The sequence below is a fragment of the Marinobacterium sp. xm-d-579 genome, assembly GCF_013282935.1.
Taxonomy (GTDB): Bacteria; Pseudomonadota; Gammaproteobacteria; order Pseudomonadales; family Balneatricaceae; genus Marinobacterium_E.
In genome coordinates this window covers 133,728-146,509 of sequence record NZ_WBYP01000001.1, presented here as the reverse complement: position 1 = coordinate 146,509, position 12,782 = coordinate 133,728, and the positions used below count along the sequence as shown (strand labels likewise).

The following is a 12,782-nucleotide window of genomic DNA, read 5'->3' as shown; positions in this document are numbered from 1 at the left end:
CGCTTCTCTGGCAGCCTTTTTACCAGTTGGGTAAAATTCGCGGCTATCAAAAATTATGAGTCCCATTGTGCATCCGACATTAAAACCGTTTATTGACCGCCTCGAGCGTTGCCAAATACGCGACCAATACCCTATTCGTCGTGCATTGGAACGACTCTCCGAGGCAGCAGAAATCGATGAAACGGCACTGCAAAAGGCGGTTGAACGCATAGAGCGATCGGAAGCGATAGTGGCGCAGAAGACCGAAAAAGCTCTGCTACCGATCGACTACCCAGACCTGCCGGTGACGGGTGCACGCCAAGAGATACTCGATGCAATCCAGCATAACCAAGTGGTGGTGGTCGCAGGTGAAACCGGGTCCGGTAAAACGACCCAGTTGCCAAAACTCTGCCTAGAGTTGGGGTTAGGCTGTAAAGGGTTGATTGGACATACACAGCCACGACGATTAGCCGCGCGCACGGTTGCCAGTCGCATTGCTGAAGAGTTGAAAACTGAACTGGGCTCTAGAGTTGGTTATCAAGTTCGATTCCACGATCAGATTGGCGAAGAGACTCAGATTAAACTGATGACGGACGGTATCCTTCTGGCCGAAACTCAGCACGATCGATACCTGAACAAATACGAAGTCATCATCATCGATGAGGCGCATGAGCGCAGCCTCAATATCGACTTCTTATTGGGCTACTTCAAACGAATTTTGCCTAAACGCCCCGATCTTAAGTTGATCATTACCTCTGCAACCATCGATGTGCAGCGTTTCTCGAAACACTTTGGTGATGCACCTGTGATAGAGGTCTCCGGAAGAACCTTCCCGGTAGAGACACTCTACCGCCCATTGAACGAATCCACGGATGAGGATGATGAGGCGAGTGGTGATATTCAGCAGGGCATTCTCAACGCTGTCGATGAACTCATTGCCATCGACAGAGCTAAACCGAGTGGTATGCCTGGCGACATTCTGATCTTTTTACCGGGTGAACGAGAGATTCGAGAGAGTGCAGAGAAATTGCGCAGGGCTGATCTCAGAGATGTCGAGATTATGCCGCTCTATGCAAGGCTGTCGTTAGCGGAACAGAACAAGGTCTTTACCTCGGGTCGCTCAGCAGGGCGTCGTATCGTCTTAGCCACCAACGTGGCAGAGACCTCCGTGACAGTGCCGGGGATTCGTTATGTCATTGACCCCGGTCTGGTTCGCATGTCGCGCTACAGTTATCGATCTAAGGTACAGCGCTTACCGATTGAGCCAGTGTCACAAGCGAGCGCCAACCAGCGTGCAGGTCGCTGTGGGCGAGTAGCTCCCGGCACCTGCATTCGACTCTACTCGGAAGAGGATTTTCTCTCTCGTCCTGAGTTCACCGATGCGGAAATTCGTAGAACCAATCTCGCCTCCGTTATTCTGCAGATGCTGCAACTTCGATTGGGTGATATTGATCGTTTTCCCTTTATCGATCCACCCGATAAACGCTTCATCAATGATGGTTATAAACTGCTTGAAGAACTGCAAGCGGTCGATGCAAAGCGTTCAATCACCAATTTGGGTAAACAGCTGGCGCGCTTGCCTGTCGACCCAAGGATTGCACGTATTATTGTTGAAGCGGGTCGTCAGCACTCACTGCGTGAGATATTGATCGTTACCAGTGCACTGAGTGTCCAAGACCCTCGCGAGCGTCCGCAGAATAAGCGCCAAGCAGCCGATGAAAAACACAAGTTGTTCCATGACGAGAAGTCCGATTTCATCACTCTGATTAATTTGTGGAATGCCTTTGAGGAGCAACGCCTTGAGCTGAGCCAGAATCAACTGCGCAAGTGGTGTACTAAACACTACCTTAGCTACCTAAGAATGCGAGAGTGGCGAGATCTGCATCGACAGCTGCATCTGAGCATCAAGTCGCTTGATCTGAAAGAGAACAGTGAACCGGCCAGTTACGATCAGGTTCATCGAGCAATTATCTCGGGTTTCTTGGGACACCTCGGTTTCAAGCAGGAGCGTGGTGAGTATCTTGGTGCGCGTAACCGCCGCTTTAAAATATTCCCTGGCTCAGGCGTATTTAAGCAGGCACCGAAGTGGGTGGTCGCTGCAGAGATGATTGAGACCAGTCAGCTGTTTGCTCATACCCTTGCCGAGATTAACCCAGAGTGGGTTGAGCCCTTGGCTAAGCACCTCATCAAACGTAGCTACTTAGAGCCGCATTGGGAGAAAAAACGTGCTCAGGTAGTGGCCAGTGAGCAGGTCAGACTTTACGGCCTAGTTATTGTGCCTAAACGTAAGGTGCACTATGGTCCGATCGATCGCGAAGTCTCCCATGAAATTTTCATTCGAAGTGCACTGGTCGAGGGTGAATATCAGACTAAGGCGCCGTTTTTCCAACACAATCGAGATCTTTTAGAGTCCGTTGCCGCGCTTGAGGATAAGTCGCGCCGACGCGATCTGTTGGTCGATGAAGAGACACTGTTTCAGTTCTACTTAGAGCGTCTGGATCAACACGCGGGATCAGATATCGTCAACGGAGCTGGGTTTGAATCTTGGCGCAAAAAAGCAGAACAGGCCTCCCCTAAGCTGCTCTTTTTGACCGAGCAGGATGTGCTGCAACGCTCGGCAGATCATGTTCGAGATGAACAGTACCCAGAAGTATTGTTGATCGAGGGTGCGCCTTTAAAGCTGAGCTACAAATTTGAGTTAGGCGCGGTCGATGATGGCTTGAGTATTGATTGCCCTCTGCCACTGCTGCCAAGGCTCAGTACTGAACGTCTAGCCTGGCTGGTACCGGGTATGTTGGCCGCCAAGCTTGAGGCGTTGCTACGTGGCCTGCCTAAGGCTGAGCGTAAACAGTTTGTGCCGATCCCTAACTACATCACCGAGTTAATGGAGAAGCTGGCATTTGGTGATGGCGATCTGTTTGAGGCGGTGTCACTGCAACTGCTGCGTCTGACTGGGCACCGTGTTCAGGTGGATCAGCTGAAAAGTGTGCAGCTTGAGCCGATTCATCAAGCCAATATTCGCGTAATCGATGAGCAGGGGAACCTATTAGGGCAGGGGCGTGATTGGTCCGAGCTACAACGTAAGCTCGGTGATGCGGCACAGACAGCGATTCAGCAAGCACCTAAACAGAGTTGGGGTGAGACAGAGTTAACGGAGTGGAGTTTTGGCAAACTCGATAAACAGAAAACCGTTAAACATGCAGGCGGTATCGAAGTTGAAGCCTACCCTGCACTGATCGATAAGGGTGAGAATGTCGAGCTGACCCTATTGAGCCAGCCCTTGGATGCACAACGCCAGTCACATCGAGGTGTGGCACGTTTGGTGCTGATATCTCTGCAAACTCAGGTTAAAGATATTCGTAAAAGCCTGCCTAATTTGGCGCAAGCGATTCTGCAGGCGGGTAAAAAATATAATGAACGCTTCCTGCAAGAGCAGATCATTATGGCCGCGGCACTGAGCCTGATCGATCAGGACAATCTTCCTACCAGTGAGTCGGAGTTTAGCCAGACGCGAGATCGGGTGAGAGCCGATCTGCATGAACAGGCCAAAACTATTGCAGCCTTTGTCATAGAACTTCATCAACGCGTGCATCGCATATCGAAGACGTTGAACGGTAAGGTCTCATTAGAGACGGTACCGGTACTGAATGACATTCGTGCGCAACTTGATCGATTGATTGATAAAACCTACCTCACCGAGACGCCACCGCAGTGGCTGGCACATCTACCGCGCTACCTCAAAGCGATTGAAGTGCGATTAGATAAGTACCAAAGAACCCTACGCCAGCAGGTTTTGTGGTCGGATGAGCTGGTTAAATGGCAACAACAGTATGAAGCAGCCGTTGCCAAAGCGCGTGATACTGGCGAAGTGGGTAGCGAGTTGATCGACTTTAAGTGGTGGATCGAAGAGTACCGAGTCTCACTGTTTGCTCAAGAGCTTGGCACAGAATTTAAAATTTCTGAGAAGCGTCTTAAGCAGAGGTTCACAGAAGTTTCTGGATAATAGATCCATTAAAGAATTCTTGGCCTATACTTCATAAATCATTGGTTAGGCGCTAACGGATAATTAGGTAGTTTTTAATGAACGTTTTAAATAAGTTGTTGGCTCTTTTTGTACTGAGTCTGTCACTCAATTCGGTCACAGCAGTGGCTCAAGATTCGGAGTTAAATGACCCTTGGGAAGGCTTTAACCGTGGTGTCTTCAACTTTAATGAATCCCTAGATCGCGCCATTCTTAAGCCGGTTGCTCAAGGTTACCGTTTTATCATGCCAGATGTGGCCGAGCAGGGCGTCAGTAACTTCTTTGATAATCTGCGTGATGTGGTCACCTTCTTTAATAACGTTCTTCAGCTTAAACCCGTTGAAGCAACCCAGGATCTATCGCGCGTTCTCATCAACACCACCATCGGTATTGGTGGTCTGTTTGATGTGGCATCAGCCATGGATATTCCTAAAAACGATGAAGACTTTGGACAAACCTTAGGTGCATGGGGTGTTGAATCAGGCCCTTACCTTGTTCTGCCTCTGTTTGGACCTTCCACTGTTCGTGATGGGGTAGGTATTATTCCCGATATGTACCTAGACCCACTGAACCAGGTTGAGTCTGATGAGCTACGCTACGGCTTAAAAGCGCTGAAAGTGGTTGATAAGCGTGCGTCGTTGCTTGATCGTGAAGGGGTTGTTACGGGTGATCGTTACACGTTCATTCGAGATGCCTACCTGCAGAAGCGTGAATTCGAAGTCAATGATGGTCGTGTAGAGTACAACGCAGACGACTTCTAACAGCAGTTTACTTCACACCTTCGCAGGAGTAGTCTCGGTACTTAATATGTTGCTACTTGTTTGACGAAACCTGCGATGGATTCACAAGAGACTCGAATTTTAATCTACTCCTCGGATACCGAGACCATAGATGCTATTTTTGATCTTTGTGAATTGAGCCAGGTGGATGGTCTTAGATTGGCCACCTGCGCGACACTCGATGCCGTCGAAGATTATCTAGAACACCACTCTACCTCGCTTCTCTTTTTCGATTTCCACTCCTTTCCTGAAACTCAGCAACTCAGTGAATTAGCGCAACGAGTCAGTCCAAAACCGACCATCGCATTTATCTCTCAGCTTGAACAAAACACGCTCGTGCGAGCCCTTCGTAATGGGGCCGATGGTGTGTTCAGTCTTGATGAAGTGCGCAATGACCCGTTAAGTCTGGTGCGCTCATTAGATCGCCAACTAGACCGTGCCATCGCGATTGAATCGGCGCGCTACTTAAGAGATTCACTGAGCCAGAGTTTAGAAGAGCTAAAAGCCGATCAGGATGCGGCTGCGCAAATTCAGCAGCGACTGCTGCCGCCTACTCATCAATCGCTTGATGAATCGCTTAGCTGCGAATATCTGTTGCGACCCTCACTTCTGTTGAGCGGTGACTTTATCGATCTGATTCCGCTGAAAAACGATCAGTATCTATTCTATTTGGCTGATGTGTCAGGACACGGAGCCTCGTCAGCACTGGTGACAGTGCTGCTGAAAAACATGACCAATCGCCTACAACGAGCCTACTTTAAAGGCGAAAGCGATCGGTTGGAGAATCCACAACAGCTGTTAGAGCACTTCAATAAAGAGATTCTACTAACCAGTTTTGGTAAGCACATGACGATGTTGATTGGTGTGGTTGATACCAAAGCCGCAAAACTGACCTATAGTATAGGTGGGCATCACCCCTCTATGGTGTTAGTGCAGGGCGATAAAGCGCACTACTTAGAAGGGCGGGGAATGCCAGTGGGGCTGTTTGAAGAGCCGCTCTATGAAGAGCACAGCTGCGAATTGGCTTCTGACTTCTCAATCTACCTCTTTTCGGACGGTATTTTAGAGATCATAAAGGGTGACAAACTCGAAGAGAAAGAGCAGAATCTGCTCCGGTTGTGTCAGGCTGAACAGCCCTCTCCAGAGACTTTGTTAAAACGGGTCGTAGATGAAGAGGCGGAGTTGCCTGATGATGTTGCAATAATGATGGTTTCACGTCGATGTTAACGACAGATGGCGGCTTGTTGTTCGCCTTTCAAGATGGCCACTATGTGGTTAAATTTATTGGTGATGTGCGTCTGACGCTCTGCTCAACAATAGATCAACACCTGCGCTCAATGCTCAGTCGAGATGATGTCACTCATACATTGATCGATCTGACCGAGACCACCAATATCGACAGCACCTCTCTTGGACTGATCGCAAAGCTGGCCGTTAAAAGCGCCAAATGTGATATGCCCCGTCCAACCATCGTATCAACCAACCCAGACATCACCAAAATCCTATACGCCATGGGATTCGATCACATCTTCCTGCTTCTAGAAGAGCTGCCCACCAGTAAGAAAGATCTAACCGAAGTGCCATTCGTTCAAGAGTCCGACGAAGCCGTGCGCGCTAAAATCATCGAAGCCCACCGCATTCTCATCGACCTAAACGACAAAAACCGAGACGAATTCAAAGGCCTAGTCGAAGTCCTAGAGTGCCAAAAATAACGCCTGCTCCACCGTAGGAGCGGTCTTACAAAGGCCGCGAATGCTCCAGATTTAAGTCCCATCGCCTCATCTACGATAAGGCTCCAACAGTTAAACCCGCTCCCCAGTTATAGCAGTCTTGCAAAGGCCGCGATACTCTCGATTTAAGTCTTAATCGCCTCATCTACGATAAGGCTCCAACAGTTCGTCCCGTTCCCTAGTTGGAGCGGTCTAGAATAGGCCGCGATAAAAATAATCAAGCAAACCCAGAAATTTCATCTAAGCTAAACGTTTCATAGCAGTCAAGGATGAATGTATGAAACCGGGTACCAAAGCCCTTCGCAAAGGGCGAACCTCAATCCCTAATCAGATCTACCATCTAATCGCGACAACAAAAGACCGACGTCCAGTGTTTAACGATTTTCGGTTAGCCCGATCAGCGGTCTATGCTATCAATAGCCAACCAATATCCACGTTAGCCTACGTCGTGATGCCAGATCACATACATTGGTTACTACAGATGGGGCATGACGCTATTGATTTGGGAAAACTGATGCAATCAGTTAAAACATCCGTATCACGCAAGCATTATCTTCGTTTCAGCCACGGAAATATTTGGCAGCAAGGTTTCTATGATCATGCTATCCGCAGTGAAGAAATCATCGAAGATATTGCTAGATATATAATCTACAACCCTGTCAGAGCAGGGTTGGTGAAAACGGTTCGAGAGTATAGCCATTGGGATGCTAAGTGGGTTTGAAGATGAATTGCCTCGTTGGAGCCTTTAGCCCCTCTAGTTGGAGCGGTCTTGCAAAGGCCGCGAAGCACTAGGTTTAAGTCCAATCGCCTCATCTGCGATAAGGCTCCAACAGCTCGACCCGCTCCCATGTTGGAGCGGTCTAGAATAGGCCGCGATGGACTCGCTATAAGTCTAATCGCCTCATCTACGATAAGGCTCCAACAGGGGGGAGATTCAGGCCAGCTTTGGTACACGCTTTAGCTGGTAGCGAAGGCGATGCTGTGCATGCTCGACAGAGATCGGGTAGAAGAAAACCTCGGTCCCAGGTGTGGCTTGGGCTAGAAGTGCTAGATCGGCTCGGCAGATCGAGCCGATCTTCATATATCCCCCGATCGTTTGGTGATCATTGAGCATAATGATGGGGTGGCCATCGGCCGGTATTTGAACGGCGCCTAGATTGATACCTTCTGATCGAATACCACCGATAGGTGGCTTGATAGGGGTGTCGGCTATCAATCGACAACCCATTCGATCTGCCAGTGGAGAGACTTCAAAACGCGTTTTGAAAAAACGATCAAAAGCCTGCCAGTCATAAAGGTGGCTCTGTAACCCCTTCACTAAGCCCAATCGAATCGAGCGTTTAAACTGTGGAGTCTGATCAACTGAGAGAGCCACCGAATCAGTGATGGTGGGTTTTGAAAGTGTGAGCTCATCACCAACCGATAATTCACTGCCCAAGCCCTCTCGGGTGCAGGTCGAGGCACTGCCAAAGAGTCTCTCTGTATCAAACCCACCCGATGCCGCTAAATAGAGGCGAGCACCCTCTGACGCGGGTTTGATTTCAAACCGATCACCTTTGTGCAGTTCAATGGTCTGATACTGGTCTACTGGAATGTCGTTAAGAAAGAGGGGTGCTTTTGCGCCGGTGACGGCCAGACTGACCTCACAACCACTGGTAAACGCAAAACCACCCAGCGTGATCTCTAACAGAGGTTCAGATTCCGCATTACCCACCAAAGCATTGGCGCAGCGCATCGCCCACTTATCGGCCGCGCCTGATTCGGTTATCCCTAAATGAGCAAATCCGGTTCGTCCGTTATCTTGAATGGTAACCTGACCGAGTACCTTAGTGATCGTCCAGCTAGACACAGCTGCCCTCCGACAGAGACCAGTGTTCTGGGCACTGTTTGATCCGCTCAAATGTATCCTGATTGACGGAGACAAATCGAACCCGATCGGCAGGCTGAATCAGAGAGTAGGGTGCTTGAGTTGGATTAAACAGCTCAACCGGACATTGACCAATAATATTCCAGCCACCCGGTGACGCAGCAGGGTAGACAGCCGTCTGTTGATCGGCGATGGCAACAGACCCAGCAGGTACATAGACTCTTGGCGTTTCCAGTCTTGGAGTTGCGATGCGTTGGTCTACTTCGCCTAGATAAGCAAAACCAGGAGCAAACCCTAGTGCAAAGGCTCGGTAGTCAGTACCGCTGTGGATCTTAATCACCTGATCAACTTCCAGGCGGGACTGTTGTGCCACACGCTCTAGATCCTGACCGACCTCTTCAGAGTACCAGACCGGTAGGTGGACTAATGTTGAGTTGATCGATTGACCGGCTTCTAAAGGCTCCTGTTGCAGAAGGATTAGAGCCTGTTTGAGCTCGGATTCACTAATTTTACAGACATCATAGCTCAGCAAAATAGAGCTATAGGATGGAACCAAATCGATAAGAATAGGCGCTAGTCGCTCTATAAGTAGTGAGTTGAGCTGCCCAACAGACTCATTTAATGAAACACTCAGCTCACCATCAAAGTAGATCATGATGGCGCACTCTGAGGCGGTCTCGAATCGCCACTGTGCCATTAGATTAGCGCTCGAATCTGTTGCACAACCTTGAGCGCCTCTGGATTATCACCATGCACACAGATTGATTCGACCGGAAAGATCAACGGGTGGCTGTTTTCTGACAGGATAACCCCATCATCAATTAATCGACGCACTTGGTTAATCGCTTCAGAGGCTGCATGGACCGCATGGGCTAGATCTCTGGAGACCAACTGCCCTTGGTCGGTGTAAGCGCGATCGGCAAAGGCTTCAAAGATCAGTTCAATCTTTTTACGATCGGCCAAAGCCGTAAACTTTGGGTGTCTGTCGTTAGCTAATAGCATCAGTTTGAGTGGTTTTGAGCAGCGATTGATAGCATCCAAAACAGTATCAAACAGCTCACTATCCGCCATCATGTCGTTGTAGAGTGCACCGTGTGGCTTCACGTAGTGAATCGGGTATTGCTCCTCTTCAGCTATCTGACTGAGGGTGTCGACCTGATGGGTGATCACCTCAATCAACGCTTCCCTGGGCAGAGTCATAGAGGTGCGGCCAAAGTTTTCAGGGTCCGGGTAGGAGGGGTGTGCGCCTACTTCGACGCCGTACTCTTTTGCCAGTCGCAGGGTATCGCGCATGGTCTTCAGATCCCCAGCATGAACGCCGCAAGCGATATTGGCTTGATCAAGCAGCGGCATAAGCTCAGCATCCATGCCAAGCAACTTACCGTTAACGCGTTCGCCTAAATCTGCATTTAATTTCATGCACTCAGTTTAATCGCCCCCAACTTTTGAGTCTATCTACGACTACGTTGGAGCCTTATCGAAGATGAGGCGATAGAAAATCTAATAAAATAAATCGCGGCCTTTATAAGACCGCTCCAACAGGTGGTTGTAGCTTTATCGCAGATGCAGCGATTAGATCTAGAGTGATCCCAGCTTTAGCGAGCTTCCTCTAACGAATTGCAGAATCAAAAACTAATGTCTAGTATAAAGGTTCTATTAACAGGTCCAGCTAAAAGGTTTCTTAATGCGTTTCTCAGAAGATATCGTCCCGCTGAAGGATTTAAAGGTTAATCCAGGAAAAGTGGTCACACATACACAAACAGCCAAACGTCCTGTTCTGTTAACCAGTCGCGGTCGTGGTGTTGCTGTTATTCAAAGCTTAGCTGAGTTTGAAGAGCAGAGTGATCAGTTAGAGTTTGTTAAAGCCGTCGCTAAAGGTTTGTTGGAAGAAAAGCAGGAGAAAACTCTAACCCTCGATGAGCTTAAAGCGGATCTCGGGATCTAAATCGTGCAGATCAAATTCACTCACTCAGCTCGAACGGATCTAAAAGAGATATTGGAACACTTCAAATCTGAAGGTTTAGAGGTGAGAGGCGAAGAGATAGTGGGTGATCTTATTCACGCAATGGAGTTGGTGTTAGAAAACCCTAAAATGGGGCGAGTTGTTCCTGAGTTCCAAGTCGATACACTGAGGGAGCTCATCCGTCCTCCATATCGAGTCGTTTATCGAATCACAGAAAATTGGATTACAGTCGTCAGAGTTTGGCGCTCAGAGAGGTTGATGAAGCCAATTTCAGAGTAGCCTAAAATATCATCGCGGCCTTTGAAAGACCGCTCCAACATTGGAGAGCTGTTGGAGCCTTATCGAAGATGAGGCGATTGGATTTGGAATGAATCGCGGCCTTTTTAAGACCGCTCCAACAGTTAGGCTTTTGAAGCCAACAGCTTCTCTAACTTAACCTGATCGATCGCGAAGTTACGAATACCCTCTGACAGCTTTTCAGTCGCCATAGCGTCTTCGTTCATGCCCCAACGGAACGCTGATTCGGTTGGGCCCACTTTGGCATCCTGGCTGCTAGCATTCGCTGCAACGAGACGCTGTTCGATAGAACCTGTCGCAGCAGCTAGCTCTTCAAGTAGGCTCGGACCAATGGTGAGACGATCACAACCCGCTAGAGAGATAATCTCGCCGGTATTGCGGAAGCTGGCGCCCATCACAACGGTGTCGTAGCCATTCGCTTTGTAGTAGTTGTAGATGCGGGTAACTGACTGCACGCCAGGGTCGTTTTCGCCTGTGAAATCTGCTTCAGGATTCTGCTTTTTGTACCAGTCCAAAATACGACCGACAAAAGGTGAAATCAGGTAAGCACCGGCATCGGCACACGCCTGCGCCTGAGCAAAACCAAATAGCAGTGTCAGGTTACAACGGATACCCTTCTTCTCCAGTTCGCGTGCCGCTTGGATACCTTCCCAAGTTGAAGCAATCTTAATTAGAACACGGTCTTTACTAATGCCCTGCGCTTCATAAAGCTCAATCAGACGGTAGGCCTTTTTAAGTGTCGCTTGAGTATCGAAAGAGAAGCGTGCATCAACCTCGGTAGAGATGTAGCCCGGTACAATTTTAGTGATCTCACTACCAATCAAAACTGCGAGGTGGTCGGTCATGTTAGCCAGCTGCTCACTGTCACTTCCGCCCTGTACTTTAGCCCAGTTGATCGACTGTTCTAGCAGGTGAGCGTACTTAGGATCTTCACTCGCTTTTAGAAGCAGTGAGGGGTTGGTGGTCGCATCCTGTGGCGTGAACTGTCGAATAGCATCAATGTCACCAGTGTCGGCAACGACGGTGGTCATGGATTTAAGTTGGTCTAGTTGATTCATCTATCTCGTCCTTGTAGCTGATCGACTTAGAGTATCGTTACTCTGTTACAAATTTAAGAGCTTCGCGGAAGGTTTCAACACCCGCTTCGCGTTTATGTCCGTTTTCACTGAGATGGCGTCTAAACTGCTTACCACCGCGCTCGCCATGAAATAGTCCTAGCAAATGTTTCACCACACCATAGAGCGAATGGCCATTGGCCATGGCCCGTTCAATGTAAGGGATGAACTGCTCTGCCACTTCGGTTCTAGCAAGCGGTGTGCCAGTTTCACCAAAGAGTCTTGAGTCTACTTGGCTAAGAAGCGGGTAGGGGTTTTGGTAAGCTTCACGCCCAATCATCACACCATCTACATGCTGCAGGTGCTCTTCGCACTCATCCAGTGTTTTGATGCCACCGTTGATCACAACCTCTAACTCTGGAAACCGCTGTTTGATCTTATAGACATTGTCGTAGATAAGCGGTGGTACTTCGCGGTTCTGTTTAGGGCTTAAGCCATCCAGAATGGCTTTACGAGCGTGGATGGTGAAGCTGTTGATACCGCTTTCAGCAACCGTCTCAACAAACTGCTCTAGCAGCTCGTAGCTGTCGAGATCATCTATGCCTAAACGGTGTTTAACGGTCACTGGGATTGATACCGCTGCCTGCATCTCGCCCAAACACTCTTTAACTAATTGAGGGTGTGCCATTAAGCAGGCACCGATCATATTGTTCTGGACACGATCCGACGGGCAGCCCACATTAAGGTTCACCTCATCGTAACCCCACTCTTCGGCAAACTTTGTGCACTTAGCGAGATCCTCAGGATTACTTCCGCCAAGCTGCAGAGCAAGCGGGTGTTCCTCGGCGTTATAGTCCAACCAGCGAGCAGGGTCGTTATGAATCAGTGCACCCGTCGTCACCATTTCGGTATACAGCAAAGTATGGCGAGACATCAGGCGATGAAAGAAACGACAATCACGCGTCGTCCAATCCATCATGGGAGCGACTGAAAATTTGCGGGAGAAGCTTGTTGTAGTCATTAAACACACCAGGGTCTGACCTTCGGTCTGACCCTACTCTCTAATTACACTGTATCTGTTGGAGCCTTAT

General features: G+C 49.0%; 12 protein-coding genes. 7 read left to right on the top strand and 5 right to left on the bottom strand.

Going from position 1 to position 12,782, the window contains the following annotated elements:
- The first annotated feature begins 67 nt into the window (after positions 1-67).
- The 5 genes from hrpA (at position 68) to XMD579_RS00725 (ending at position 7,230) form a co-directional block, all read left to right on the top strand.
- On the top strand, positions 68-3,982 hold the full coding sequence (gene hrpA, locus XMD579_RS00745; protein ID WP_371815163.1) for an ATP-dependent RNA helicase HrpA: 3,915 nt from the start codon (positions 68-70) through the stop codon (positions 3,980-3,982).
- A gap of 77 nt (positions 3,983-4,059) precedes the next feature.
- Positions 4,060-4,761 carry a VacJ family lipoprotein gene (locus XMD579_RS00740; RefSeq protein WP_173480601.1) on the top strand — a complete coding sequence of 234 codons (702 nt, stop codon included), beginning with the start codon at positions 4,060-4,062 and terminating at the stop codon, positions 4,759-4,761.
- Between the two features lie 75 nt (positions 4,762-4,836).
- Complete coding sequence (locus XMD579_RS00735; protein WP_173480602.1) at positions 4,837-6,006, top strand: PP2C family protein-serine/threonine phosphatase; 1,170 nt, start codon at positions 4,837-4,839, stop codon at positions 6,004-6,006.
- A complete protein-coding gene (locus XMD579_RS00730; RefSeq protein ID WP_173480603.1) occupies positions 6,000-6,491 on the top strand; it encodes an STAS domain-containing protein in 492 nt (163 codons plus the stop codon). Before XMD579_RS00735 ends, XMD579_RS00730 begins: the two co-directional genes overlap by 7 nt.
- A 295-nt stretch (positions 6,492-6,786) precedes the next feature.
- Positions 6,787-7,230 (top strand): transposase, encoded by a 444-nt coding sequence (locus tag XMD579_RS00725; protein WP_173480604.1) that lies wholly within the window; start codon positions 6,787-6,789, stop codon positions 7,228-7,230.
- A gap of 213 nt (positions 7,231-7,443) precedes the next feature.
- Here the strand turns inward: XMD579_RS00725 and XMD579_RS00720 are convergent, their stop codons facing one another.
- The 3 genes from XMD579_RS00720 to XMD579_RS00710 are packed head-to-tail and all read right to left on the bottom strand — an operon-like array spanning position 7,444 to position 9,795.
- Positions 7,444-8,358, bottom strand: coding sequence for a biotin-dependent carboxyltransferase family protein (locus XMD579_RS00720; protein WP_173505648.1), 915 nt, complete (start codon positions 8,356-8,358; stop codon positions 7,444-7,446).
- Positions 8,351-9,073, bottom strand: a complete 723-nt coding sequence (gene pxpB / locus XMD579_RS00715; protein WP_173505647.1) for a 5-oxoprolinase subunit PxpB — start codon at positions 9,071-9,073, stop codon at positions 8,351-8,353. The genes XMD579_RS00720 and pxpB overlap by 8 nt, the downstream gene beginning before the upstream one ends.
- On the bottom strand, positions 9,073-9,795 hold the full coding sequence (locus XMD579_RS00710) for a 5-oxoprolinase subunit PxpA (protein ID WP_173505646.1): 723 nt from the start codon (positions 9,793-9,795) through the stop codon (positions 9,073-9,075). Before XMD579_RS00710 ends, pxpB begins: the two co-directional genes overlap by 1 nt.
- 265 nt (positions 9,796-10,060) lie before the next feature.
- Between XMD579_RS00710 and XMD579_RS00705 the strand changes: the two genes are divergently transcribed.
- Positions 10,061-10,321: a type II toxin-antitoxin system Phd/YefM family antitoxin gene (locus tag XMD579_RS00705; RefSeq protein ID WP_173480608.1), complete on the top strand. Its 261-nt coding sequence runs from the start codon at positions 10,061-10,063 to the stop codon at positions 10,319-10,321.
- A 3-nt stretch (positions 10,322-10,324) separates the two neighbouring features.
- Positions 10,325-10,618 carry a type II toxin-antitoxin system RelE/ParE family toxin gene (locus tag XMD579_RS00700; protein ID WP_173480609.1) on the top strand — a complete coding sequence of 98 codons (294 nt, stop codon included), beginning with the start codon at positions 10,325-10,327 and terminating at the stop codon, positions 10,616-10,618.
- Positions 10,619-10,740: 122 nt separating this feature from the next.
- Here the strand turns inward: XMD579_RS00700 and tal are convergent, their stop codons facing one another.
- Both tal and dusA read right to left on the bottom strand, forming a co-directional pair.
- Positions 10,741-11,694 carry a transaldolase gene (gene tal / locus XMD579_RS00695; RefSeq protein WP_173505645.1) on the bottom strand — a complete coding sequence of 318 codons (954 nt, stop codon included), beginning with the start codon at positions 11,692-11,694 and terminating at the stop codon, positions 10,741-10,743.
- A gap of 37 nt (positions 11,695-11,731) precedes the next feature.
- Entirely contained in the window at positions 11,732-12,712 is a 981-nt protein-coding gene (gene dusA / locus XMD579_RS00690; protein WP_173480611.1) for a tRNA dihydrouridine(20/20a) synthase DusA, read from the bottom strand.
- Positions 12,713-12,782: the final 70 nt, after the last annotated feature.

Excerpts from the sequence above, each read along its gene's own strand:
- XMD579_RS00740 (WP_173480601.1), top strand. The coding sequence starts at position 4,060 with ATGAACGTTTTAAATAAGTTGTTGGCTCTTTTTGTACTGAGTCTGTCA.
- XMD579_RS00735 (WP_173480602.1), top strand. The coding sequence starts at position 4,837 with ATGGATTCACAAGAGACTCGAATTTTAATCTACTCCTCGGATACCGAG.
- XMD579_RS00730 (WP_173480603.1), top strand. The coding sequence starts at position 6,000 with ATGTTAACGACAGATGGCGGCTTGTTGTTCGCCTTTCAAGATGGCCAC.
- XMD579_RS00725 (WP_173480604.1), top strand. The coding sequence starts at position 6,787 with ATGAAACCGGGTACCAAAGCCCTTCGCAAAGGGCGAACCTCAATCCCT.
- pxpB (WP_173505647.1), bottom strand. The coding sequence starts at position 9,073 with ATGGCACAGTGGCGATTCGAGACCGCCTCAGAGTGCGCCATCATGATC.
- XMD579_RS00710 (WP_173505646.1), bottom strand. The coding sequence starts at position 9,795 with ATGAAATTAAATGCAGATTTAGGCGAACGCGTTAACGGTAAGTTGCTT.
- XMD579_RS00705 (WP_173480608.1), top strand. The coding sequence starts at position 10,061 with ATGCGTTTCTCAGAAGATATCGTCCCGCTGAAGGATTTAAAGGTTAAT.
- tal (WP_173505645.1), bottom strand. The coding sequence starts at position 11,694 with ATGAATCAACTAGACCAACTTAAATCCATGACCACCGTCGTTGCCGAC.
- dusA (WP_173480611.1), bottom strand. The coding sequence starts at position 12,712 with ATGACTACAACAAGCTTCTCCCGCAAATTTTCAGTCGCTCCCATGATG.